The sequence below is a fragment of the Amycolatopsis sp. NPDC049691 genome, from assembly GCF_040675005.1.
In the GTDB taxonomy this organism is placed as follows: Bacteria; Actinomycetota; Actinomycetes; order Mycobacteriales; family Pseudonocardiaceae; genus Amycolatopsis.
On record NZ_JBFANX010000010.1, the window covers coordinates 48804 to 73198 of the forward strand.

At 72.1% G+C, this 24395-nt stretch carries 21 protein-coding genes and 1 pseudogene; 6 read left to right on the plus strand and 16 right to left on the minus strand.

The window, feature by feature from the left end:
* Nucleotides 1–9 precede the first annotated feature (9 nt).
* Together AB0J40_RS23350 and AB0J40_RS23355 are read right to left on the minus strand one after the other, a co-directional pair.
* A pseudogene (locus AB0J40_RS23350) lies at nucleotides 10–1534 on the minus strand (FAD-dependent monooxygenase).
* A 73-nt stretch (nucleotides 1535–1607) separates the two neighbouring features.
* A complete protein-coding gene (locus tag AB0J40_RS23355) occupies nucleotides 1608–2225 on the minus strand; it encodes a TetR family transcriptional regulator (RefSeq protein WP_364456409.1) in 618 nt (205 codons plus the stop codon).
* 162 nt (nucleotides 2226–2387) lie between these two features.
* Here AB0J40_RS23355 and AB0J40_RS23360 point away from each other — a divergent pair, with 162 nt between their 5' ends.
* The gene (locus tag AB0J40_RS23360) at nucleotides 2388–3731 is read left to right on the plus strand and encodes an MFS transporter (RefSeq protein ID WP_364456411.1); all 1344 of its coding nucleotides are present in this window, start codon (nucleotides 2388–2390) and stop codon (nucleotides 3729–3731) included.
* A gap of 60 nt (nucleotides 3732–3791) precedes the next feature.
* On the opposite strand, the gene AB0J40_RS23365 is transcribed toward AB0J40_RS23360, so the two are convergent.
* The 7 genes from AB0J40_RS23365 to AB0J40_RS23395 form a co-directional block, all read right to left on the minus strand.
* Complete coding sequence (locus AB0J40_RS23365; protein WP_364456850.1) at nucleotides 3792–5132, minus strand: SPFH domain-containing protein; 1341 nt, start codon at nucleotides 5130–5132, stop codon at nucleotides 3792–3794.
* A 91-nt stretch (nucleotides 5133–5223) separates the two neighbouring features.
* Nucleotides 5224–5712 (minus strand): SPFH domain-containing protein, encoded by a 489-nt coding sequence (locus tag AB0J40_RS23370; protein WP_364456413.1) that lies wholly within the window; start codon nucleotides 5710–5712, stop codon nucleotides 5224–5226.
* Nucleotides 5709–6143: an NfeD family protein gene (locus tag AB0J40_RS23375; protein WP_364456415.1), complete on the minus strand. Its 435-nt coding sequence runs from the start codon at nucleotides 6141–6143 to the stop codon at nucleotides 5709–5711. Before AB0J40_RS23375 ends, AB0J40_RS23370 begins: the two co-directional genes overlap by 4 nt.
* Before the next feature lie 84 nt (nucleotides 6144–6227).
* On the minus strand, nucleotides 6228–7043 hold the full coding sequence (locus AB0J40_RS23380) for a DUF3097 domain-containing protein (protein WP_364456417.1): 816 nt from the start codon (nucleotides 7041–7043) through the stop codon (nucleotides 6228–6230).
* Between the two features lie 50 nt (nucleotides 7044–7093).
* Entirely contained in the window at nucleotides 7094–7978 is an 885-nt protein-coding gene (locus tag AB0J40_RS23385; RefSeq protein WP_364456419.1) for an aminoglycoside phosphotransferase family protein, read from the minus strand.
* Entirely contained in the window at nucleotides 7963–8766 is an 804-nt protein-coding gene (locus AB0J40_RS23390; RefSeq protein ID WP_364456421.1) for an SCO1664 family protein, read from the minus strand. Before AB0J40_RS23390 ends, AB0J40_RS23385 begins: the two co-directional genes overlap by 16 nt.
* A gap of 2 nt (nucleotides 8767–8768) precedes the next feature.
* The gene (locus tag AB0J40_RS23395; RefSeq protein ID WP_364456423.1) at nucleotides 8769–9344 is read right to left on the minus strand and encodes a DUF3090 domain-containing protein; all 576 of its coding nucleotides are present in this window, start codon (nucleotides 9342–9344) and stop codon (nucleotides 8769–8771) included.
* A 76-nt stretch (nucleotides 9345–9420) separates the two neighbouring features.
* Between AB0J40_RS23395 and AB0J40_RS23400 the strand changes: the two genes are divergently transcribed.
* The 3 genes from AB0J40_RS23400 to AB0J40_RS23410 are packed head-to-tail and all read left to right on the plus strand — an operon-like array spanning nucleotide 9421 to nucleotide 12634.
* Complete coding sequence (locus tag AB0J40_RS23400; protein ID WP_364456425.1) at nucleotides 9421–11340, plus strand: prolyl oligopeptidase family serine peptidase; 1920 nt, start codon at nucleotides 9421–9423, stop codon at nucleotides 11338–11340.
* The gene (locus AB0J40_RS23405; protein WP_364456427.1) at nucleotides 11337–12236 is read left to right on the plus strand and encodes an LD-carboxypeptidase; all 900 of its coding nucleotides are present in this window, start codon (nucleotides 11337–11339) and stop codon (nucleotides 12234–12236) included. Before AB0J40_RS23400 ends, AB0J40_RS23405 begins: the two co-directional genes overlap by 4 nt.
* On the plus strand, nucleotides 12233–12634 hold the full coding sequence (locus AB0J40_RS23410; RefSeq protein WP_364456429.1) for a TIGR03668 family PPOX class F420-dependent oxidoreductase: 402 nt from the start codon (nucleotides 12233–12235) through the stop codon (nucleotides 12632–12634). Before AB0J40_RS23405 ends, AB0J40_RS23410 begins: the two co-directional genes overlap by 4 nt.
* 4 nt (nucleotides 12635–12638) lie before the next feature.
* Here AB0J40_RS23410 and mptB read toward each other — a convergent pair whose 3' ends face one another.
* The 5 genes from mptB to AB0J40_RS23435 are packed head-to-tail and all read right to left on the minus strand — an operon-like array spanning nucleotide 12639 to nucleotide 19624.
* The gene (gene mptB, locus AB0J40_RS23415) at nucleotides 12639–14174 is read right to left on the minus strand and encodes a polyprenol phosphomannose-dependent alpha 1,6 mannosyltransferase MptB (RefSeq protein ID WP_364456431.1); all 1536 of its coding nucleotides are present in this window, start codon (nucleotides 14172–14174) and stop codon (nucleotides 12639–12641) included.
* A 47-nt stretch (nucleotides 14175–14221) separates the two neighbouring features.
* Nucleotides 14222–15874, minus strand: a complete 1653-nt coding sequence (locus AB0J40_RS23420) for an ABC transporter ATP-binding protein (RefSeq protein ID WP_364456433.1) — start codon at nucleotides 15872–15874, stop codon at nucleotides 14222–14224.
* Entirely contained in the window at nucleotides 15871–16767 is an 897-nt protein-coding gene (locus tag AB0J40_RS23425; protein ID WP_364456435.1) for an ABC transporter permease, read from the minus strand. Before AB0J40_RS23425 ends, AB0J40_RS23420 begins: the two co-directional genes overlap by 4 nt.
* Nucleotides 16764–17789, minus strand: a complete 1026-nt coding sequence (locus tag AB0J40_RS23430) for an ABC transporter permease (protein WP_364456437.1) — start codon at nucleotides 17787–17789, stop codon at nucleotides 16764–16766. Before AB0J40_RS23430 ends, AB0J40_RS23425 begins: the two co-directional genes overlap by 4 nt.
* Nucleotides 17790–17791: 2 nt before the next feature.
* Nucleotides 17792–19624, minus strand: a complete 1833-nt coding sequence (locus tag AB0J40_RS23435; protein WP_364456439.1) for an ABC transporter substrate-binding protein — start codon at nucleotides 19622–19624, stop codon at nucleotides 17792–17794.
* 169 nt (nucleotides 19625–19793) lie between these two features.
* Here AB0J40_RS23435 and AB0J40_RS23440 point away from each other — a divergent pair, with 169 nt between their 5' ends.
* Both AB0J40_RS23440 and AB0J40_RS23445 read left to right on the plus strand, forming a co-directional pair.
* Nucleotides 19794–20621: a M55 family metallopeptidase gene (locus tag AB0J40_RS23440; protein ID WP_364456441.1), complete on the plus strand. Its 828-nt coding sequence runs from the start codon at nucleotides 19794–19796 to the stop codon at nucleotides 20619–20621.
* The gene (locus AB0J40_RS23445; protein WP_364456443.1) at nucleotides 20614–21912 is read left to right on the plus strand and encodes a M20/M25/M40 family metallo-hydrolase; all 1299 of its coding nucleotides are present in this window, start codon (nucleotides 20614–20616) and stop codon (nucleotides 21910–21912) included. The genes AB0J40_RS23440 and AB0J40_RS23445 overlap by 8 nt, the downstream gene beginning before the upstream one ends.
* Before the next feature lie 66 nt (nucleotides 21913–21978).
* Here AB0J40_RS23445 and AB0J40_RS23450 read toward each other — a convergent pair whose 3' ends face one another.
* Nucleotides 21979–22611, minus strand: a complete 633-nt coding sequence (locus AB0J40_RS23450; RefSeq protein ID WP_364456445.1) for a methyltransferase domain-containing protein — start codon at nucleotides 22609–22611, stop codon at nucleotides 21979–21981.
* 41 nt (nucleotides 22612–22652) lie between these two features.
* Complete coding sequence (locus AB0J40_RS23455) at nucleotides 22653–24281, minus strand: tannase/feruloyl esterase family alpha/beta hydrolase (RefSeq protein WP_364456447.1); 1629 nt, start codon at nucleotides 24279–24281, stop codon at nucleotides 22653–22655.
* Nucleotides 24282–24395: the final 114 nt, after the last annotated feature.

Here is a 24395-nt window from a genome sequence, read left to right on the forward strand (position 1 = left end):
GGAGATCTCCTACATGTCAATCGGAGTGCCGAACCACCGTTCGAGGGCCGCCCGCAACGCTTTCCGCTCGGTGTCATCGGGCTCGGCCGAGCTCGACGCCCAGGCGACGTAGCCGTCGGGCCGGATCAGCAACGCGGTCGCCTCCGCCTCCGCCCGGCCGGTGACGAGGTCGACGCGGTCGGACCAGCCGCGCAGCTCCTCGCCGAGCGTGCCGGTGAAGTCCAGCAGCAGCGGCCGGGGCGGTCCGGGTCAGCTCGGCCAGCCGGGTACCGTCGGCCAGGACCAGGTCCGGGGCCCACCGGCCGTCGAGCGGGTGGTCGGTGCCGGGTTCGTAGCGGACGTCGGCGCCGGACATCAGGTCGGCGATGTGCTGGACGGTGCCCGGCAGCCGCAGCAGTTCGCCGAACAGCTCCCGCAGCGCCGTGACGTCGCCGCCGGGCGCGATCAGCGCGGATTGGGCCTGGGTGTGCATGACGACGCGCTCGGCGACCGGGCGGCGTTCGCTCTCGTAGGTGCCGAGCAGGCCGGCGGGCGCCCAGCCGTGCAGCTCGGCGGCGAGCTTCCAGCCGAGGGCGACCGCGTCCTGCAGCCCGAGGTTCAGGCCCGGGCCGCCGATCGCGGAATGGACGTGCGCGGCGTCGCCGACCAGCAGCACGCGCCCCTCGCGGAACCGGTCGGCCAGCCGGGTGTTGCGCCCGCGCAGCCGCCGCAGCAGGTGCGGCCCGTCGCCTTCCGGCGGCCCGATCGGCAGCGCGAAGCCGAGCACGCGCTCGATGCTCGCGCGCTGGTCGTCGAGCGTCATTGGCGGCTCGTCGGCGGGCTCTTCGTCGTCGGTCCACTCCATGGTCGTGACGAGCGGCCCGGTAGGGAACGGTGCGTAGACGAAGAGCCCGGTTTCGGTGCGGTAGTGGAAGAACGGCGGGACGACGCCGTGGCCGGGCACGTTCAGCCCGCCCGACGCGGGGTCGACGAACTCCGCCGGGACGGTCGCGTGCGCGGTGAGGGAGAGCGTGCGGTCTTCGGTGACGCCGGGGAAGCCGATGCCGGCGAGCTTGCGGGTGATGCTGCGCCCGCCGTCGGCGCCGACGAGGTACCGCGCGGTGAGCCGGCCGGGGCCGTCCGGGCCGGTGAAGTCGATCGTGACGGCGTCGGCGTCCTGGGTGAGACCGGTGACCTCGTGCCCCCGGCGGATCTCGACGCCGAGTTCGGCCGCACGTTCGGCGAGCATCGCCGCGACGCGCCGCTGGGGCACGCCGAGGATGTTCAGTGGGTTGCGCTCGGCCAGCGTCAGGTCCAGGCGCATCGCCCCGAAGACGAACGCGGGGACGGGCGGGCCGATCGGGCCGGCGAGGCGCTCGTGCAGGCCGCGGCGGTCGAGCAGGCGCACGACTTGGCCGACCAGGCCGTTGGCGCGGTTCTCCTCGGTCGGCTCGGGCAGCCGTTCCAGCACGAGCGGGCGGATGCCGGCGAGGGCGAGTTCGCAGGCGAGCATCAGGCCGTTGGGCCCGGCGCCGGCGATGACGACGTCTTCCATGACGGAACTCCTTGCGGTGAAAGGGCATGACGAAGAAACCCGGCGACCCTTGCCGGGCGTGCAGCGGTGTGGTTCAGCGCGGTTCGGGCAGGCCGGCGGCGAGCCGGCCGAAGACGTCCCGCAGGAGCTCTTCCATGGACTGCGGCCGGTCGGCCAGGAGCCACTGCTGCGTGACGGTGTTGAGCGCGGCCCCGACGACCCCCGCGACGAGCCGCGGGTAGACGTCCTTGGCCGCGTCGGTGCCGGTGCGTTCGGCGACGACGAGCGCGATCTCGGTTTCGGCCGCCGCGCCGGCCTTCTGGAACTCGCCCTGCAGTGCGGGTTCCGCGACCATCAACCGCAGGCCTTCGACCCACGACTGCTCGGGCGGCCGCCCTTCGGTGACCGGCTCACCGAGGGCGAACCCGGCCAGCGCGGCTTCGGTGACGGCCGTCCAGATCGGCTCGCTTTCGGGACGCTGCCGCAGCGCTTCGGCGATGGCACGCGCCCGGTCGTGGTGCCGGGCGACGATGGCTTCGCCCTTGCTGCCGAAGTAGTTGCTGAACGTCCGGGTGGAGACCCCGGCCTCGGCGGCGATGTCTTCGATCCGGACGTTGTCGTAGCCGCGTTCCACGGTGAGCCGGATGGCCGCCCAGCTCAGCGCGATGCGCGTTTCGTGCTTCTTGCGCTCACGCAGCCCTTTGGCGTCCATGGGACCAGCGTAGCGGATCTTGCCGAATCTGCAAAGTTGCAGATTCGGCAAGATCGAAAGGGTCGTTCATCACCGACCGGACGAGATACCGGCCATCGATCGCCGAAACCGTCGACGGGCGTCACACTGTTGTGTGACATCAGTCACCGGAGGTGTTGCGAGATGGTTTTGGGCGACAACGGGGTCACTCACAAGGTGGAACCGGACAACAGGTCCGGGAAAGTGCAGGTACGGCGTGCGGCGCTGGCGAGCGCGATCGGCACGACCATCGAGTGGTACGACTTCTTCCTCTACAACACCGCGGCGGCACTGGTCTTCCCGCACCTGTTCTTCCCCGCGTCGAGTGCCTACGCGGGCGCCATGCAGTCCTTCGCGACCTATGCGGTCGGGTTCGCCGCGCGCCCGGTCGGTGCCGCGATCTTCGGGCACTGGGGCGACCGGATCGGCCGCAAGGCCACGCTGATCGTCACGCTGCTGCTGATGGGCATCTCCTCCGGCATCGTCGGGCTGCTGCCCGGGACGTCGGCGATCGGGTTCGCCGCGCCGCTGATCCTGGTGCTGCTGCGGCTGGTGCAGGGCATCGCCATCGGCGGTGAGTGGAGCGGTTCGGTGCTGCTCGCGATGGAATGGGGTGACCAGCGCAAACGGGGGCTGCTGGGCAGTTTCGCGCAGATCGGCGTCCCGGTCGGGCTGGTGCTCGGCACCGGCGGGATGACGCTGCTGTCGGCGACCCTCTCCCCCGCCGCGTTCGACTCGTGGGGCTGGCGGATCCCGTTCCTGCTCAGCCTGGTGCTCGTCGCGGTCGGCCTGGTCATCCGGCTGAAGATCCTCGAGACGCCGATGTTCGCCAAGCTGATCGAGAACCGGCAGACCGCGCGGACGCCGGTGCTCGACGCGATCCGCCACCACTGGCGCGAAATCCTGCTCTCGGCCGGCGTGCGCTTCAGCGAGCAGATGCCGTTCTACCTGTTCACCAGCTACGTGCTGATCTACGTCGTGTCGCGGCACGAGTTCAGCAAGACGTTCGTGCTCAACGCGGTGCTCGTCGGCGCCGCCTGCGAACTGGCGCTGATCCCGTTCTTCTCGGCGCTGTCGGACCGGATCGGCCGCAAGCGGGTGTACCTGGCCGGCGCGGTGTTCACCGGGGTGATCGCGTTCCCGTACTTCACGATCCTGGCGCACGGCAACCACGCGCTCGTGTTCGTGGCGGTCGTGGTGTCGTTCATCCCGCACGCGCTGCAGTACGGGCCGCAGGCGGCGCTGATCGGCGAGAGCTTCCCGACGCACCTGCGGTACGGCGGCGCGGGGCTGGGCTACCAGCTGGCGTCGGTGTTCGCGGGCGGCCCGGCGCCGCTGCTGGCGACCTGGCTGCTGCACACGACCGGGACGCCGTACTCGATCTCGGGCTACATCATCCTGTCCGCGGTGGTCACCGTGCTGTGCGTGGTGTTCCTGCGCGACCGGTCGAAGGCCGACATCGACGACGTGACGGTCTACCAGCGCTGATTCCGCGAAAAAGGGCCCGTCCACCAGCTCGGTGGGCGGGCCCTTTTTCGGGGTGGCACGTCAGCGGCGCGGGCCGCCGAACGGGGGCTGCTGCGGGAACGGGCCGCTGCCCGGGTTCTGCGGGCCGCCGAACTGGCCCGGCGGCGGGGACTGCGGCGGCGGGCCCTGGTACTGGCCGCCCTGGGGCGGCTGCTGCGGCTGCGGGAGCGGCTGGCCGCTCTGCGGGGTGGGCGGGTTCTGCAGGGGCTGCGGCTGCTGCGGGGCGGGCGCCACCTCGGTGCCGCGCTCCTCGTCCGCCTCCGGCTCGGGCTGCTGCTGCACCGGGCGCGGGATCGACGGCCGCGCGGGCGGCGCGGACGGGGCCCCGAGGGCCGGGACCTCCTTGCGGGCCACGGCTTCCGCGGCGGCGACGGCCTCGGCGACCTTCGGGTCGCTGGAGGTGTCGAACCAGCCCTGGACCTCCTCGTCCTCGAGTTCCGGCTTGTCCGGGACGTCGTCGTCCTTCGGCGGCTCGTAGCGGAACACGCCGTCGTCGCCGGGAGCGCCGAGCGCGCGGGCGAAGCCTTCGAGGGCCTTGCCGTAGTCGCTGGGGATCATCCAGACCTTGTTCGCGTCGCCCTGCGCCATCTGCGGCAGCGTCTGCAGGTACTGGTAGGCCAGCACCTCGGGCGTCGGGCGGCCGGCCTTGATCGCGGCGAACACCTTCTCGATCGCCTTCGCCTGGCCCTGTGCCTGCAGGTAGCGCGCGGCGCGTTCACCCTGGGCCCGCAGGATCCGGGACTGCCGCTCGGCCTCGGCGGCGAGGATCGCGGCCTGCTTGGAACCTTCGGCGGCGAGGATCTGGCTCTGCTTCTGGCCTTCCGCCGTCTTGATCGCGGACTCCCGCTGGCCTTCGGCGGTGAGGATCATGGCGCGCTTCTCGCGGTCGGCGCGCATCTGCTTCTCCATCGAGTCCTGGATGGACGGCGGCGGGTCGATCGCCTTCAGCTCGACGCGGGCGACGCGGATGCCCCAGCGGCCGGTGGCCTCGTCGAGCACGCCGCGCAGCTGGCTGTTGATGGAGTCGCGCGAGGTCAGGGTCTGCTCGAGGCTCATGCCACCGACCACGTTGCGCAGCGTGGTGGTGGTCAGCTGCTCGACACCGACGATGTAGTTGGAGATCTCGTACACCGCGGCGCGCGAGTCGGTCACCTGGAAGTAGACGACGGTGTCGATCGACACCGTCAGGTTGTCCTCGGTGATCACCGGCTGCGGCGGGAACGAGACGACCTGCTCGCGCAGGTCGATCCGGGCGCGCACCTTGTCCAGGAACGGCACCAGAAAGGTCAGGCCGGGTGAGGCCACCGTGCGGAACCGGCCCAGCCGCTCGATCACCGCCGACTGCGCCTGCGGCACGACCATGATCGCCTTGGCTACCGTGATGATCACGAAGAGAGCCAGTAAGACGACCACGACGATCGCTACTGTGGTGGTCAAGAGATCTTCCCCTTACCTAGTACCATTCTTGCGCGGTTGACGGTGGTCCGGGCGCCGCGGGCGGGCGCACGTCGAGCTTCAGCTGCCGGGTGACGACGCCCCATCGCCCGGTGGTGTCGTGCAGGACCGTCCACACTGTACGGTGCAGCTCCCCCGGCGCGGTCACGGCGCGCTCGGCCGTGGTCAGGCTCGCTTCCTGCCGCAACGCCGTGGTGGTCAGCTGTTCGATCGCGATGGCCGGGTTGCTGATCCCGTACGTCGCCAGCCGCGGATCCGTGACGGCGAAGACGACCTCGAAGCCGATGAGGACCTCACGGCCGTCACCGGCTTCGATAACGCGGGGCGGTGCGGAGAGGATCTGGTCGCCGAGGTCGACGCGCGCCCGGACGGCGTCGGCGAACGGCAGCACGAAGTGACGGCCGGGGCCGAGCACGGCGCGGAACTTCCCGAGCCGTTCGATCACCGCGGCCCGGCCTTCGGGAACGGTGACGAGGCCGAGGCTCACGGCTCGGCCGACACGACGGCGGTGGCGCCGGAGATCTCGACGACGGTGACGGACGTGCCGGGCTGGATCGGCGGGCTGTGCTCCGAGAGGCTGCGGGCGGACCAGACGTCGCCGGCCAGTTTCACCTGGCCCGTCTCGTAGTCCACTGTGGACACCACGACCGCGCGGGCGCCGATCAGGGCCTCGATGCCGGTGCGGTGCCCGGTGCCGGCGAGGAAGCGGCGCTTGAGCGCGGGCCGGACCAGCACGAGCATGCCGACGGAGGCGACGGCGAACACGGCGACGTCGACGAAGACGTTCCCGGTGAGCACGTCGGCTCCGGCGCCGAACAGCGCGCCGACGCCGAGCATGATCAGCACGAAGTCACCGGAGAGGACTTCCGCGATCATCAGGGCGATGCCGACGACCAACCAGACCACTGCCCATGCCATGGGTCGATGCTCTCAGAAAGCGCCGGTTCGCACCGGCGCGGTGACGGGTCGTAACCTTCGCGTGACCTTGGACAATTCGGACATTCAGCCCTCTTTCGCCGGCTCGGTGACGAAGTCGATGAGCCGTTCCACGGCCCCGATGAGCGGGGTCTCGAGGTCGCGGAAACTGCTCACCCCACTCAGCACACGTTGCCAGCCTTCGAAAGGTTGCCCCCAGCCGAGCGCGTCGCAAATCCCCTGCTTCCACTCGGTGCCGCGCGGGATCTTCGGCCACGCCCGGATCCCGACGGCGGCGGGACGCACGGCTTCCCAGACGTCGATGTAGGGGTGGCCGGTGACCAGCACGTTCTCGTCGCGGATCGCCTCGACGAGCCGGGACTCCTTGCTGCCGGGGACGAGGTGGTCGACGAGCACGCCCAGCCGCCGCCCGGGGCCGGTGCCGAACTCGGCGATCCGGTCGGCCAGCACGTCGACGCCGTCGAGGGGTTCCACGACGACGCCTTCGACGCGCAGGTCGTGGCCCCAGACGCGTTCGACCAGCTCGGCGTCGTGCTTGCCTTCCACCCAGATGCGCGAGTCGCGGGCGACGCGGGCCTTCAGGCCCTGGACGCGGACCGACCCGGACGCCGAGACCTGCCGGGCCGGTGCCTTCGCCGGGGCCCGGTACGGCACCAGGGTGACCGGCTTGCCTTCGAGCAGGAACCCGGCGGGGGCGAGCGGGAAGACGCGGTGGCGGCCCTTGGCGTCCTCGAGCACGACGTTCCCGTACTCGATCTTCACCACCGCGCCGCAGTAGCCGCTGGCCGGGTCCTCGACGACCAGGCCGGGTTCGGCCGGGACCTCGGGCACCTTCTTGCGGCGCGGGCCGGCGAGCACGTCGTCATACGAGTGGGAGCGCACGACCAGGCAACCTAGTGGTGATCGGGACTCGGGCGAGGCATGCCACGCCGTCAGCGGGCGAGTTCGAGGACCGCGTCGGTGAACGGTGTGCGCTCGCCGCGGCGCAGTGGCGCGAGCGCGATCAGCGGGGCCATCGCGACGCACCAGGCGCGGACGCGGTCGGCGTCGAAGCCGGTCACGTGCGGGGCGAGCGCCTTGATGCCGTCGTCGATCGTGCCGCCGTGCGCCATGGGGACGTAGACGAAGTCGATGGCGTCGAGGGACGGGTCGCCGAGGCCGGGCCGCGGGTCGATGGCGACGGCGCCGCGGCCGGGGCCTGCGTCGAGGACGTTCGCCGGGTGCAGGTCGCCGTGGACGAGCGTGACCGGGCCGCTGGTGGCGAGTTCGAGAGCGCGCCGGCGGCCCTTTTCGAGGAGCTCGGCGCTCATGTGCGCCGCGGCGGCCGTTTCGCGGCGGCGGCGTTCGGAGAGGGTGAAGATGAACTCGATGCCCTCGGCCAGCCGCCGGAACTCGCCGCGTGGCTCGACCGAGTGCAGCTGGTCGAGCAGCTCGCCGATCTCCGCCCACGGGACGTCGCCGTCCAGCTGGGTGCCCGGGACGAGGCCTTCAAGGAGGATCGCGTTCGCGTCGAGGTCGGCGTCGAGCACCTGGACGACGCGGGAGCAGCCGGCCCAGGCGCTCAGCCCGGCGAACTCCAGGCGGGCGACCTCGGGGTCCGGGGTCAGCTTGAGGACGCGCAGGTCGCCGCCGGGACCGGTGCACAGCAGCGTGCGGCCGGTGTTGCCGGGCCGGGCCTCGCGGACCTCGAGGTTCCACCGGGCGCTCAACCGGGCCACCTGGTCCGGGAGCGCGTCGCACCACGGTTCGGCCAGCTCGGCGCCGAAGCGGTCGACCAGCCGCGCGCGGGCGGCGGGGTCGATCAGAACAGCGGCCACGGGATGGCGCGCCAGTCGTCGCCGGGCTCGGGGAAGATGCCCTCGGCCAGCAGCACGTCGGTGCGCTCGGCCAGGGCCCGGATCTCGAACCTGGTGATGTGCTCGGCGAGGGTCTTGCCGAGGCCGCCGTCGAGTTCCGAGCGCAGCTTGCGCAGCTTCTCGACGGTGTCCGGCGGCACGGGCTCGCCGATCCAGCCCCAGAGCACGGTCCGCAGCTTCGGGTCGGCGTGCAGGCAGATGCCGTGGTCGCAGCCGTAGACGCGGCCGTCGACCCCCGGCAGCAGGTGGCCGCCCTTGCGGTCGGTGTTGTTGACGACGATGTCGAGCACGGCGAGGTCGCGCAGCCCGGCGTGGTCGGCGTGGGCCAGCACCGCGGGCTCGCCGAGGCGGTCGTGGGCGTGCAGCACCGGCCGCCAGCCGTCGGGGACTTCGTCGGGCGGGAGGACTTCGACGAGGTCGTCGTCGGTGGTCTCGATCCACAGCTGGACCATGCCGGGGCCGAACGGGCCGTCGCGCAGCACGGTCGGCGGGACGGCGCCGATGCCGGCGGTGTCGCTGATGATCGCGGTCGCGACCTCGCGCCCGGCCAGGGTGCCGTCGGGGAAGTCCCACAGCGGCCGTTCCCCCGACACCGGCTTGTAGACCACGCGGCCGGTGACGCCGTCGAGCTCGATGGCGCAGAAGAGCGTGACGTTGGAGGCGTCGACCAGGCGGCCTTCGACGTCGATGCGGCCGTGGGTGACCAGCTCGCGGGACGCCGGGTCGGCCGGATCGGGGGTCGTGGCCATGGTCAGTCTTCGTCCGCCTCGGTCTCGCGCCGGTAGCCGTTCTGCCGGGGGCAGATGTGCCCGTTCGGGTCGAGCGGCTCCCCGCACAGCGGGCACGGCTTGCGGCCGGCGTTGACGACGCGGTCGGCGCGTTCGGCGAAGGCGCGGGCGGCGGCCGGGCTGAGGAAGACGCGGACGGCGTCCGGGCCCTCCTCGGTGTCGTCGAGCACGACCGTTTCGTCGACCTCGCCCTCGGTGATGGCGAGCAGCTCGATGACGACGGCGCTGCTGTCGGCGTCCCACCCCAGGCCCATGGTGCCGACGCGGAACTCCTCCTCGACCGGCACGGTGAGGGGGTCGACGTCGACGAGGTCCTCGGGGACGTCGTCGGGCACGTCGGCGCCGAAGCGGCTGGCGACCTCCTCCAGCAGTGAGCTGAGGCGCTCCGCGAGGACGACGACCTGCTGCTTTTCGATGGTGACGCTGATGGTGCGCACGTCCTCGGAAGCCTGGAGGTAGAACGTGCGATCGCCGGGCTCGCCGACGGTGCCGGCGACGAACCGATCCGGCTGGCGGAAGACGTGGATTACGCGAGACATAGCACTGTCGACCCTAGGCCACGGCCGCATGATCGGCATCCGCCGCCCCACCTTCGCGGGCCGCTAGCCTCTGGGGGTGTCTCGGATCTCCCCGTACGGAACCTGGTCCTCGCCCATCACCGCCGCCGAGGTGGCCGCCGCCGGTGGCGGCCCGCAGTGGCTCGACGTCGTCTCCGGCGAGGTGTGGTGGGCCGAGGCGCGGCCCGGTGAGCAGGGGCGGGTCGCCCTGGTGAAGGCCGGTCCGGGCGGTACGCAGGACGTGCTGCCGGCACCGTGGAACGTCCGCAACCGGCTGCACGAGTACGGCGGGCGGCCGTGGGCGGTCGCCGGGGGTGTGGTGGTCTTCACGCACTGGGCGGATCAGCGGGTTTACGCCGTGGGCGAAACCGGTGTCGTCCCGATCACGCCGGAGCCCGCGGAGCCCCAGGGGGTCCGTTACGGCGACCTGGTGGCCGGGCGGCCGGGCGAGGTGTGGGCCGTGCGGGAGCGCGCTGTCGGGCCGCGGCCGACCGACGTCTCGCGGGAGCTGGTGGCGATCGCGCTCGACGGCGGCGGCGAGCGGGTGCTGGCCGCGAGCCACCACTTCCTGACCGCGCCGAAGCTCGCGCCGGACGGCCGGCACGCGGCGTGGTTCGGCTGGGACCACCCGGCGATGCCGTGGGACGGGACCGAGCTGTGCGTGGCGCCCGTCGCCGAAGACGGTTCGTTCGGGCCGCACCGGGTGCTGGCCGGCGGTCCGGACGTCTCGGTGTGCCAGGTCGAATGGGAGTCGACGGCGTCGCTGCTGGCGCTGCTGGACCCGGACGGCTGGTGGAACCTGCACCGCGTCGGCCTCGACGGGTCGGTGGTGAACCTGGCGCCGGTGGAGCGCGAGCTGGGCGGGCCGCTGTGGAAGCCGGGGTCGCGGTGGTTCGCCCCGCTCGGCGGCGGGCGGCACGCGGTGCTGGTGTCGGGGCGGCTGGCCGTGCTCGACGAGGCCGACGGCTCGGTGACGCACGTGGCGGACGAGCTGACGGCGTGGTCGTCGACGAGCTTCGCGGTGCTCGGCGACGCGGTCGCCGGGGTGGCCGGCGGCCCGGTCCGGGAGCCGGGGGTCGTTCGTGTCTCGCTCGACGGCGGGGTCACGGACCTGACGCCGCAGCCGGAGCTGCCGTCGGCGTTCCTGCCGGTGCCGCAGGAGCGGGTGTTCACCACCGCCGGCGGGGAGACCGTGCCGGTGGTGCTGTACCTGCCGGCGAACCCGGAGTTCGCCGCGCCCGAGGGTGAACGGCCGCCGCTGCTGGTGCACGTCCACGGCGGGCCGACCGGGCAGTACCTGCCGGTGCTGGACCTGGAGCTGGCGTACTTCACCAGCCGGGGTATCGCGGTGGCGGCGGTGAACTACGGCGGGTCGACCGGTTTCGGGCGGGCCTACCGGGAGCGGCTGCGGGAGCAGTGGGGCGTGGTGGACGTCGCCGACTGCGTCGCGGTGGCCGAGGCGCTGGTGGCGGCCGGGCTGGCCGACGGCAACCGGCTGGCGGTCCGCGGTGGCAGCGCGGGCGGGTTCACCGCGGCCGCGTCGCTCACGACGACGAAGACCTACCGGGCGGGCACGGTGATGTACCCGGTGCTGGACCTGGCCGGCTGGACCGGCACCGAGGGCGACACCCACGACTTCGAGTCGCGGTACCTGGACGGGCTGATCGGGCCACTGCCCGCGGCGCGGCAGCGGTACGTCGAGCGGTCGCCGCTGGCGAACTCGGCGTCGCTGGCCGGGCCGGTGCTGTTCCAGCAGGGCCTGGAGGACCGGATCTGCCCGCCGGAGCAGGCCGACCGGTTCGTGGCCGGGCTGGCCGGACGCGGGATCCCCTACGCCTACCAGCGGTTTCCCGGGGAGCAGCACGGGTTCCGGCAGGCTTCGACGATCGTCGCGGCCCTGGAGGCGGAGCTGTCGTTCTACGGTCAGGTGCTCGGGTTCGAGACGCCGGGTGTGGCGAAGCTGGAGCTGTCGCGGTGAGGCCGCCTCGGTTGCGGGCGGGTGACACGGTCGCGGTGGTGGCGCCGGCCGGGCCGGTGCCGGCGGACCTGCTGGAGAAGGCGGTGCCGGTGCTGCGCGGCTGGGGTGTCGAGCTGCGGATCGGGCCGTGCGTGCGCGCCGAGCCGGGGTCGCCGCCGTACCTGTCGGGTTCGGATGCCGCGCGGGCGGCGGAGTTCACCGAGGCGTGGCTGGACCCGGGCGTGCGGTGCGTGCTGGCCGCGCGCGGCGGCTACGGCGTGCAGCGGATGCTGGACCTGGTGGACTGGGCGGCGTTGCGGGAAGCGGGCCCGAAGGTGCTGGCCGGGTCGTCGGACATCACGGCGCTGCACCAGGCGGTGGACGTCCACTTGGGACTGTCCACTTTGTTCTCGCCGATGCCGGCGAGCGTGCTGTTCGACGACTTCGCGGTCGAGCACCTGCGTCGGTCGCTGTTCGAGCCCGAGCTGAACGTGGTGGTGCGCGGCGGTTCGGCGCTGGTGCCGGGCCGGGCGTCGGGTGTGCTGACGGGCGGGAACCTGTCGCTGCTGGCGGCGGGGATCGGGACGCCGGAGCAGGGGTCGGCGCGGGACGCGGTGGTGCTGCTGGAGGACGTCACGGAGAGCGTGTACCGGCTGGACCGGATGCTGACGCAGCTGCTGCGCAGCGGCTGGTTCGCCGGGGTCCGCGGGATCGTGCTGGGGTCTTGGGCGGCGTGCGGGGACCCGGCGGAGGTGCGGGCGCTGCTGCTGGACCGGCTGGGGCCGTTGGGGGTGCCGGTGGTGGAGGAGTTCGGGTTCGGCCACGTGGCGTCGTCGCCGACGTTGCCCTTGGGGGTGCCGGTGACCCTCGACGCGGACCTGGGGACGCTCACCTTCGACTCCCCCGCGTTGACATGACACCCGAAGAGGCTCGGGGGCGGTTCGCGCGGGCGCGGGTCGCGCGGCTGGCGACGGTGTCGGCGGCGGGGGTGCCGCACCTGGTGCCGGTGACGTTCGCGGTGCGGGGTGATCAGGTGGTGTTCGCGGTGGACCACAAGCCGAAGACCTCGGTGGCCCTGCGGCGGCTGCGCAACATCGCGGAGAACCCGGCGGTGTGCTTCCTGGCCGACGGCTACGACGAGGACTGGTCCCGGCTGTGGTGGGCCCGGGCGGACGGCACGGCTCGGGTGCTGCCGCCGGGCTCCGAGCCGGTGTCGTGGCTGGTGGCGAAGTACGCGCAGTACGCGGACCGCCCGCCGGAGCACGCGGTGGTGCTGACGGACGTCCACACCTGGCGAGGCTGGTCCGGGTCGTGACCGGTCAGTCGCGGAGGAACTTCTCCGGGCGGCGCCAGGCGTCGATGATGCCCAGGGGGTCCGGGCGCAGCAGGGAGGCCGCCGAGTACAGGCTCGCCACCACGACCAGTGCGATGAACCACCAGTCGTAGAGGGCCTGCTCGCCCGTCGGGTAGTAGACCAGCGTCACGAACACCGACACCGCCACCACCAGCGCCAGGTGCCTCGGCTGCCACTTGAACGCCGACAGGAGCACGAAACCCCAGGTCAGGTACCACGGCAGGGTCGGCGGCATGAGGATCGCGACCGCCAGCAGCGAGATGCCCGCGCGGTAGACCGCCTCGGTGCCGCCGCCGCGGCCGAGCCACCACTGGCGGATACCGAAGGCGATCAGGACCAGCATGCCCGCCGCGCGGGCGACCGTGACGAACGGGGACACCTGGACGTCGACGACCAGGTGGACGAGGTTGTAGAACACCTCGCCGATGCCGGTGGGGATGTTCAGCCAGTTCGCGATGAGCTGCGGGGCCTTGAGCCCGGACCACCAGCCCATGTTCAGCGAGCCCAGCGAGATCCACGTGCCCGCGACGAACACGGGCAGGAACAGCCCGACCGAGGCCGCGCCGGCGCGCAGGAAGTTGCGGACCTTCGATTCGCCTTCGAGGTGGTTGGCCCACATCCAGACGATGAACGGCAGCGCGATCGCCGCCGTCGGCTTGATGAGCATGCCGATCGTGACCAGGACGACCGCGGCCACGTGCTTGCGCTCCAGGGCGGCCAGGACGCCGATGGTGAGGAACGCGAGCATCATCAGGTCGTTGTGCGGGCCGCCGAAGAGGTGGATCACCATCATCGGGCTGGCGACCGCGAGCCACAGCGCGACCGGGAGCTTGCCGCCGAGGTGCTTGACCAGCCGCGGGAGCGCCCACAGCGTCCCCGCGAGCCCCGCCAGCAGCACGACGCGCATGAGGATGACGCCGAGGATCATGTTGTCGCCGGTGGTGGCGACGACGCCCTTGGAGATGAGCAGGAACAGCGGCCCGTACGGGGCCGGCGTGGTCTGCCAGAGCGGGTGGACGTTCTGCACCACGTTGGGCAGCACGTCGAGCTCGGCGGGGCCGTTGGCGTACGGGTCGAGCCCGTAGAGCAGCTGGGCGCCCTGGCCGAGGTAGGAGAAGACGTCGCGGGTGAACAGCGGCGGCGAAATGAGCAGCGGCGCCATCCAGCACCCGGCGGCGACCAGGATGGGGCGGCTGCCGATGCGCCCGGCCAGCACGTAGCGGCCGAGGCGGACCCAGGCCCACACGACCAGGCCGAAGCCGACGTACAGGACGGCGTTGGCGAGCATGCGCCCGTGGCCGTAGCGGATCCACGAAAGCGGGCCGTGGCCGAGCACGGGGTCCTTGATCAGGATGCCGCCGGCGCCGAAGGCGGCCAGCATGAGCAGGGTGCTCCCGACCGTGCCCATGGCGATCGTGCGGTACGGGAAGCGCGAGGGCACGCGGATCCGCTCGGCCAGTCCGGCCGAGGGCGTCTGTGTGGGGTCGGTGGTGGTCGCCATTTCCGTTCGGAGATTACACACCGCGCTCGTGTCGAGTTCCCGCAGTGTCAGGTTTCGACGGTCCGCCGCTGGGCGGTCCCACCCGGGAGGGCGGCCAGCAGGGACTTCGTGTACTCGTGCTGCGGGTCGAGCAGGACCTGTTCCACCGTCCCGGTTTCCACCAGCTCGCCGCGGTACATCACGGCGACGCGGTCGGCGATGTTCCAGGCCAGGCCCAGGTCGTGGGTGATCACCAGCGCGGCGAGGCCGAGTTCGCGCCGCAGCCGCAGCAGCAGCCCGAGGATCTCGCCGCGCACCGACGCGTCGAGCGAGGCGACCGGTTCGTCGGCCACCACCACCGACGGCTCCAGCGCCAGTGCGCCGGCGATGACGACCCGCTGGCGCTGGCCGCCGGAGAGCTGGTGCGGGAGCCGGTCGGCGTACTTCTCCGCCGGCCGCAGCTCCGCGGCCTCCAGGGCCCGGTGGACGACCGCGCGTTCGTCGGCGAGCTTGTGGATCCGGGGGCCTTCGGCGACGGCCTCGTACACCGTGTGCGCCGGGTTCAGCGCGCTCGTCGGGTCCTGCAGCACCAGCTGGACCTGGCGGCGGTAGGCCTTGAGGCCCGCTCCCCCGGCGGGCACCGGCTTGCCGTCGTAGCGGACCACGCCGGAGTCGGGTTTCTGCAGGCCGAGCAGCGTGCGGGCGAGCGTGGTCTTGCCGGACCCGGACTGGCCGACCAGGGCGACGATCTCGTCGCGCGACACCGTGAGGTCGACGCCGGCGACGGCGTTGATGCGCTTGCCGGTGCGGTCGCGGAAGGACACCCGCAGGTTCTCCGCGGCCAGCAGCGGCTCGCCACCCACCACGCGGTCCGCGGGTTCGGGCGGGAGTGGGTTGCTGGTGGCCGGGGCGAAGCGGGACACCGGGTCGCCGACGGTCGGGAACGCCGCGGCCAGCGCACGGGTGTGTTCGTGCTTCGGGGCGCCCATGACCTCGGCGCTGGGTCCCTGTTCGACGATCTGCCCGTCGTACATCACGGCGATGCGCTCACAGGTGGCGGCGAGCACGGACAGGTCGTGGCTGATCATGATCAGGCCGATGTCCTGTTCGGCGACCAGCCGCGAGAGCAGCGCGAGGACCTGGGCCTGGACGATGACGTCGAGGGCGGTGGTCGGCTCGTCGGCGATGATGAGCCGGGGCGAGCAGGCCAGGGCCATGGCGATCATGACGCGCTGCTTCTGCCCGCCCGACAGCTCGTGCGGGTAGGCGCCCGCCCGGCTCGGGGGCAGGTCGACCTGGGTGAGCAGCTCGGCGACGCGGGCGTCGACCTGGGCGTCGGTGAGGGCTCCTCCCGAAGGCGGGTGCAGCCGGATGGGTTCGGCGATCTGCTCGCCGATCCTGCGGACCGGGTTGAGCGCGTGCATGGCGCCCTGGAAGACCACCGACGCCTCGGCCCAGCGGACCGCGCGCAGGCGGCCCCACTTCATGGCGGTGACGTCTTCGCCGTCGAGGACGATCTCGCCGGTGATCTTCGCCGTGCGCGGCAGCAGGCGCAGCACGCTCATCGCGACGGTGGACTTGCCCGAGCCGGATTCGCCGGCGACGCCGAGGGTGCCGCCGGGGTCGAGGGTGAGGTCGACCCCGCGGACGGCGGGCACGTCCTGCTCGCCCACCGCGTAGGTGACGTTGAGGTCGGTGAGCTGCAGCAGCGGGGTGGTCACTTCTTCAACCTCGGGTTGAGCACGGTCTCCAGGCCCCGGCCGACCAGGGTGAAGAAGAGGACGACGAGGACGATCGCGATGCCCGGCGGGAGCACATTCCACCAGGCGCCGCGGCTGATGGCGCCGTTGTTGAGCGCGCTTTCGAGCACCAGGCCCCAGGTGACGGAGTTGGGGTCGCCGACGCCGAGGAACGACAGGGTCGCGTCGGCGATGACGGCGTTGCCGACCACCAGCGTCGTGTTGGCCAGCACCAGCGGCATCACGCCGGGCAGGACGTGTTTGCCGATGACGTGCAGGTGCCCGCCGCCGAGGGCGTGGGCGCGCTCGATGTAGGGGCGGCTTTCGATGGTCAGCGTCTGGGCGCGGACGAGCCGGGCGGTGCTGGGCCAGGCGGTGAGGCCGATGGCGACGATGATCGTGCCGACACCTTTCGGCAGCACCGCCGAGAGCGCGATGGCGAGGATCAGCGACGGCAGGACCAGGAAGAAGTCGGTGAACCGCAGCAGGGTCGCCGACACCCAGCCGCCGAAGTGGGCGGCGGTGATGCCGATGAGCGTGCCGATGACGACCGACAGCAGCGCGGCGGAGAACCCGACGAGCAGGGAGATCCGGCTGCCCCAGACGGTCATCAGCAGCACCGAGCGGCCGAAGTTGTCGGTGCCGAGCCAGAAGTCGCCGGTGGGCGGGGACAGGGGCTGCCCGGTGGCCTTGGTGACGTCGAGGCCGCTCTGGTCGCTGATCAGCGGCAGCAGCAGGGCGACGACGACGGTGGCGCCGAGCAGGACGAGCCCGGCGAGCGCGGCGCGCTGGGCGGCGAACTCCCGCCAGGTCCGGACGATCGCCGCGCGGCGGCGGTGCCAGGCGATCTGCCGGGGTGTCTCGGCGGTGGTCATGAGGTACGCACCCTCGGGTCGAGCACGCGGTAGAGCAGCTCCGCGAGCAGGTTCATCAGCACCACGGCGCCGGCCAGCACGGTGAACACGCCTTGGAGCACCGGCAGGTCGGGCCCGTGCAGGGCGTCGTAGGTCAGCTGGCCGAGCCCCGGCCAGCTGAACACGGCCTCGACGGTGACCGCGCCGGAGACGACCATGCCGAACTGCATGAACACCAGCGTGGTGGTCGGCAGCAGGGCGTTGGGGACGGCGTGGCGGCGGCGGACGAGGTCGTCGCGCAGGCCCTTGGCGCGGGCGGTGGTGAGGTAGTCGGCGTTCATCTCCCCCAGCAGCGACGACCGCATGATGAGCATGTACTGGGCGTAGAACACCGCCAGCAGCGTCACGCACGGCAGCACCAGGTGGTGCAGGACGTCGAGGGTCTGGGAGAAGAAGTCGGGCGCGGCGTCCGGGGAGTGCATGCCGCGGCTGGGGAACAGGCCGCCTGAGACCACCAGCAGCATGAGGCCGAGCCAGAACTGCGGGACCGACCAGAGGGTCAGCGCGATCCCGGTCTGGGCGCGGTCGAAGAAGCTGTCGCGGCGCCAGGCGGCGCGGATGCCCAGCCACAGGCCGATGACGACGGCGAGGACGGTGGCGCTGCCGACGAGCAGGATGGTCGGCCAGAGCCGTTCGCCGATCATGTCGGCGACCGGGCGGCCGTTGTTGAGCAGCCGGGACTCGCCGAGGTCGCCGTGCAGCAGGTTCCAGAAGTAGGTGCCGAACTGGACGAAGACGGGCTTGTCGACGCCCATCTTCTCGCGCAGCTCGGCGATCTGCTGGGGGCTGGTGACGCGGTCGCGGGTCATCGCCGCGACCGGGTCGCCCGGCAGCATCCGGAAGAGGAAGAAGAACAGCACGATCACCAGCACGACGCTGATGACGGCTTCGAGGACCTTCTGGAGCACGAACCGGGCGGTGCCGGTCCCGCCGCGGTGCTCGTCGGGGTCGACGAGCACCGCGGCCTGGTCGGGCGTGGTCATGCTTACTCGCGGTCCTCTGTGGTCTTGTTGCGGCGGCTGATGATCACGCCGCCGACGACGACGATCACCACGACGATCGCGCCGACGACGATCCACACGACGGTGCCGCTGTCGCCGGAGTCGGCCGTGGCCTCCGCGCCGGCCGGGGTGGCGCCGTAGACGCCCCAGTAGCCGGTCTGCTCGAGGATCGCGCCCTTGGGCTGCGGCTGGGTGGTGAAGGCGGAGAACTTGTCGGAGCGGTAGGCCTCGAGCGCGTTCTGGTAGTCGAGCACGATCGTCGGGAACTGGCTGTAGAGCCGGGCCTGGGCCTGCTTGACGTAGTCCGCGCGCTTGGCGTCGTCGGTTTCGGTCAGCTGCTTCTTGTAGAGGTCGTCGTACTGCGGGTCGCAGAAGAACGTGTCGGTGCTGCCGCCCTTGCCGTCCGGTGCCGGCCGCGCGCCGCAGGTGTGCAGCGAGAGCACGTAGTCCGGGTCGGGGTTGGTGCCGTAGCCGCCGATGGCGAGGTCGTACTTGCCGACGGCGGTGCGGTCGGACAGCTCGTCGTCGGAGACGAGGTCCTGCTTGACGGTGATGCCGATGTCCTTGAGCCAGCCGGTGACGTACTGGGCGACGCCCTGGTCGTAGCTGCGGTTGGCGTGGCCGGTCAGGCGCAGTTCCAGCTTGGCGCCGCCGGGGGCGGTGCGGACGCCGTCGGCGCCCTTCTTGTAGCCGGCCTGCTCGAGGGTGTTGTTGGCGGCGGCGAGGTCGAACTTGACCTTCTCGCTGTCGCTGGGGTCCCAGTGGTAGTCGGCGTAGATGGCGGGCACGACGCCGCCGCCGACCTGGCCGAGGCCCTTGAGGACCTTGTCCACGATGGCCTGGGTGTCCACGGCCTGGGTGATGGCCTTGCGGACGTTGATGTCCTTGAGGACCGGGTTGCCGTCCCCGATCGGGTTGTTGGCGTTGTCGGTGACGCCGAAGTTGATCGACAGCTCGTCGTAGCGGCGGCCGGGCGCGGCGTTGGTGGTGATGCCCTGCTGGCCCTGCAGCGCGGCGAACTGGTTGGGGTTGAGCCGGTTGATGACGTCGACTTCGCCCTGCTTGAGCGCGTTGACCGCGGCCTCGGTGTCCTTGAACTGCAGCAGCTGCAGTTCGTCGATCTTCGGGGCGCCGCGCCAGTAGTCCTTGTTGGCCTTGAGCTTGACGTACTCGTTGGGCTTGTACTCGGTGACCTGGAAGGGGCCGTCGGAGACGCCGGCGATCTTGAGGTCGTCGGTCTCGGCGGCCTTGAGGTCCTTGACCGGCTCCCAGATGTGCTGCGGCACGATCGGGACGTCGAGCAGGTTCATGTTGACCTGCACGGCCTTGGTCTTGATGACGAGGGTGGTGTCGTCGGGCGCGGTGACCGTCTCGAAGTTGGCCACGTAGTTGCCGTTGGCGGTGCGCGCGTTCTCGTCGGTGAGCATCCGGTTGAACGTGTAGGCGGCGTCCTTGGCGGTCACCGGCTGCCCGTCGCTCCACTTGACGCCGCTGCGGATCTTGAACGTCCAGGTCAGCTTGTCCGCCGACGGGGTCCAGGACTCGGCGAGCGCGGGCGAGGCCTCGGCCTTCGCGGCGTCGGGGACGGTGAGGAACTCGTAGGTGAACCGGCCGATCTGCGTGGACGCCGAGAGCACGGCGGTGAACGGGTTCAGGTGGTCGATGCCGGTGGTCAGCGCGACCCGCAGCACCTTGCCCTGCTGGGCCTGGGCGGGCACGGCGAGCGGGATCCCCGCCAGCGCCGCGGCGGCGACGACCGCGCCCACGCGGCCGAACCGCCCGATTCTGCGTTGGAAATGCACCAAAAACCACCCCATCGTTCTCGCTGTGAGCCTCCCCAAGGACGAGAAGTAACCACATACCGCCACAACCGCGCAATATGTTGCGACCGCGGCAGGTGTCCGATCGTTATCGATCGCTTTCGGTGACGCTGCGTGATCGGGGAGGCGTGCTCGGGGCCGCGGGCGCCTGGCTAGAGTGCCGGGCATGCGCATCCTGATCTCGGCGGACATGGAGGGCGCCACCGGCGTCACCTGGACCGACGACGTCGTGCCCGGTTCGCCGCAGTGGGACCGCTTCCGGCGGCTGTTCACCGGTGACGTCAACGCGGTGCTGGCCGGGCTGTACGAGGCCGGCGCGGGCGATGTGCTGGTCAACGAGGCGCACTCGTCGCAGCGGAACCTGCTGCTGGAGGACCTGGACCCGCGGGCGCGGATGCTGACCGGGCGGCACAAGCCGCTGTCGATGATGCAGGGCGTGGACTCCGGTGTGGACGGTGTGGTGTTCCTGGGCTACCACGCCGGCGCCGGGTTCGACGGGGTGCTTTCCCACACCTACCTGGAGAACCAGATCACCGGGGTGTGGCTGGACGATGTGCCGGCGAGCGAGGGCAGGCTGAACGCGGCGATGGCCGCGGAGTACGGCGTCCCCGTCCTGCTCGTTTCGGGTGACGACAAAACGTGTGACGACGCCCGTGACTACGCTCCGGAGGCGGAGCTGGTCCAGGTGAAGGAGTGCGTGAGCCGGTACGCGGCGATCTGCCTGCCGCCGGCGCGCACGGCGGACCTGCTGACCGGCGCGGCGGCCGACGCGATGGCGCGGGCCGGGCGCGAGGAGCGCCGGGTCGGGGCACACCGGATCGAGGTGGAGTTCGACGCGAGCCACCTGGCGCAGGCGACGGCGGTGATCCCGACGGTGGAGCAGATCGGGACGCGCCGGGTCGGGTTCGACGCGCCGAACATGACCGAGGCGATGAAGGCGTTCAAGGTCGTCACGGCGATCGCGGCGGGGGCGGTGCAGGGCATCTATGGCTGACGTCGTCGAGCTGTGCGCGGACCTGATCCGGTTCGACACGACCAACCGCGGGAACAACGACGCCAACCCGGAGCGGCCGGCGGCCGAGTACGTGGCGGCGTTCCTGGACGGCCTGGGCATCCCGTCGAAGATCCTCGAGGCCGCGCCGGGCCGGGCCAGCGTGATCGCGCGCGTGCCGGGCACGGACCCGGCGCTGCCGGCCCTGCTGGTGCAGGGCCACCTGGACGTCGTCCCGGCCGACGCCGCGGACTGGTCGGTGGACCCGTTCGCCGGCGAGGTCCACGACGGCTGCCTGTGGGGCCGCGGCGCGACCGACATGAAGGACTTCGTGGCGATGGTGCTGGCCGCGCTGGCCGGCGGGGTGCGGCCGCGGCGTGAGCTGGTGCTGGCGTTCGTGGCCGACGAGGAGGACCGCGGCGAGTGGGGCGCGCACTGGCTGGTGGACCGGCACCCTTCGCTGTTCGAAGGCTGTGCCGCGGCGATCAGCGAGTCGGGCGGCTACACCTACCACGTCCCGGCGGCCGACGGCCGTGACGTGCACCTGTACCCGGTCGGGACGGCCGAGCGCGGCACCGCCCACCTGAAGCTGACCGCACGCGGCCGGGCGGGGCACGGGTCGCGGCCCAACGACGAGAACGCCGTCACCCGGCTGGTGGGCGCGCTGCACCGGATCGCGGCGCACCGCTGGCCGGTGTCGCTGACCCCGGCGGTGCGGGCGTTCCTGGAGCGGACCGGCGCGGCGCTGGGCGTGCCGGTTGATCTGTCCACTTCGGACTCCGTGGACGCGGCGGTGGCCGCGCTGGGTCCGGCGGGGTCGCTGGTGCTGCCGACGGTCCGCAACAGCACGACCCCGACGATGCTGGACGCGGGCTACAAGGTGAACGTGATCCCGTCGACGGCGTCGGCGCAGGTGGACGTACGGGTGCTGCCCGGGACCGAAGAGGCGTTGTTCGCGGCGCTGGACGAGCTGCTGGGCGAGGGCGTGACGCGGGAGTTCGTGGCGCACCAGCCACCGGTGCAGGCGCCGGTGGACTCGCCGTGGTTCTCCGCGATGGCTGCCGCGTTGCGGGCGGAGGACCCCGAGGCGGTGGTGGTGCCGTACTGCCTGGGCGGGGGGACCGACGCGAAGGCGTTCGCGCAGCTGGGGATCGCCAACTACGGGTTCGCGCCGCTGTGGCTGCCGAAGGGCTTCCCGTACCGCGCGATGGCCCACGGGGTCGACGAGCGGGTCCCGGTGGAGGGGCTGCACTTCGGGACCCGCGTGCTCTCGCGGTTCCTCGAGACCTGCTGACCCGCGCCCGCCTCAGCCGACCGGCGGGTTGGGCGCGCGACCTTGCGGTGCCTGCCCATCGCTTCCTCAGCGGGTGAACTCGGCCCAGTAGCGCGCCCCGTCGCGGATGGTCTCCAGGCTCAGCAGCTTCACGCCGTCCTGGGCGACCGACTCGATCTCCGCGCGGCTGAACGGCCACGGCGGGCCAGGTTCCGGTGCCACGTTCTCCTCCGCCACCTCCGACACCAGCATCGTGCCGCCGGGGGCGAGGAAGCCGGCCAGGGACGTGATCGCCGCGGCGCGGAAGTCGCGGGGCATCGCCTGGATGTTGATGATCTCCACGACCAGGTCGAACGCCTGGTGCCACTCCGCCGGCGGATTCAGCAGGTCCGCGACGACGTAGTCCACGCTCGACTCGGGGAACCGCGCGCGGGCGGCCTCGACCGCGGCCGGGGCGACGTCGAAGCCCGTCACCGCCCAGCCCGCCGCCGCCAGCAGCTCCGAGTCGTCGCCCAGCGCGCTGCCCACCACCAGGGCGCGGCGGCCCTCGCCGGGCTCCACCCAGTCGGCCAGGTCGGCGTTGGGTGCGCCGCGGGTCCACGGGACCTCGGCCTCGCCGCGGGCGGCGGCGGTGTAGAGCTCGTCGAACCAGCGGGTCGGGCTGCCCTCGGCGAGGGAAGCGCGGGAAAGCACTCGGTCGGCGGGTTCCGGCGTCGTCATGGGCGTGACCTTAGCGGCGGCGCCGGACCCGCGTGACCGGTTTACCGCGCTACGGGCCCCGGGATCGGGTACAGGTACTCACCGGCCCAGTGGACGACGTCGCGGACCGGCGAGGACGGCGGCGCCGGGCGGAAGTTGGCGGCGTCGTCGACGCTGCCGGTGCCGTCGTAGACCGCGCGCTGCGGGTAGGCGAACACCGGCCGGGTCCGGGTGACGTTCCCGGCGGCGTCGCGGCCGGTCGCGGTCACCACCGTCGGCGTGGTGCCGCGTTCGACCCAGGCGACCAGCTGCTTGAGCGGGTCGAACTCGGTGAGCGTGGTGCCGCCGCCGCAGTGGTAGAGCGACGGGACCATGAACAGCCGGACCCAGTCCTGGGCGTGGCCGCGGGTGAGCCGCTGGTAGTAGTCGAGCGTGCCGGCCGGCGGGATGGCCTCGTCGGCCCAGCCGTGCCACAGCAGCAGCTTGCCGCCGCGGCGCTGGAACGCCGACAGGTCCAGGCTCAGCGCGTTGTAGCGGACGCCGACGGGGGTGAGCCGGTCGAACTCGCGCCGGGTGAAGGCGAAGGTGTCCACGGTCGAGGCCGGCGCGCCGATCGGGTAGCCGAGGTAGCGCAGGTAGTTGTCGGCGAGGCTGCGGGCGAAGGCGACGCCGCCGGTCTCCGGGGTCGGGATGATCCAGCCGGCCCAGGACAGTTCCGAGCCCGGCTGCTCGCCGCCGGGGTAGAGCAGGGTGCCGTGGCCGTCGGTGGGCGGGGAGTAGATCCGGCGGGTCGCGGCGACCTGGGCCGGGGTGAGGCACGCCGGGGTGTCCGGGCCGGCGCAGGTCAGGCTCGCCGGGTCGAAGTGGCAGGCGCGCGGGTCGTCGAGCTGGCCGTCGGTGAGGCCGTCGAGGCGGTCGCAGGCGGCGAGCACGGCGTTGTGCAGGGCGGGCAGCTTCGCGGCGGTGAGGATCGGGGTGCCGTCGGCGGCGGTGTTGACCCGCGCGAGCCAGGCCTGGAACTCCAGCAGCGGGCTCCAGTAGTTCGCGGGGGCGCCGGCGTCGATGCCGTCGAAGTCCGCCGGGTACCGCTGGGCCAGCAGCAGGCCTTCGCGGCCGCCGTCGGAGCAGCCGGTGAAGTAGGACTTGCGCGGCGGGGAGCCGTAGAAGGCCTGGATGATCGCCTTCGAGGCGCGCGAGACGACGTGGGGTGCGCGGAATTCGAAGTCGTCGCGCGCGGCCTGGTCGTCCGCGCCCCAGCTGCCGTCGTCGACGACGGCGGGGGTCGTGCCGACGTGCCCGTCGTCGGTGGCCGCGACCGCGACGTCGCCGCCGTGGGGCAGGCCGCAGTCGGCGAAGGCGGGCGGGTTGACCAGGCCGCAGAAGCCGCCGCAGCCGTACTGCAGGTAGCGGCCGGCGTAGGTCTTGGTGGGCAGCCGCAGCTCGAAGCGGACGGCGGGTTCGACGTAGCCCTGAACGCCGCAGTATTCGGGGTCGGTGGCGGTCGCGGCGACGACCGTCGCCGAGGTGACGTGGGTGGCGGCGCCCGGGAGGGCGAACCCGCGGACCAGGTCGCCGCAGGCGGTGATCGGCCGGACGGGTGAGGCCGTCGCGGCGGTGGCGGTCACCGGGGCGAACCCGGTGGTGGCGAGCAGGAGTGCGGTCAGTGCGGTGCGGATCCGGGCTGGTCTCATCGGGCTCCCCGTTCCCTCGGTTGTCCAGTTCTGGCCAGGTTTGGCGACCGGTCTTGACATCGATGTCACCCGCGCGTTTCGCTCTCTGGGCGCCGCCGGTCCCCCGTCCGTCGG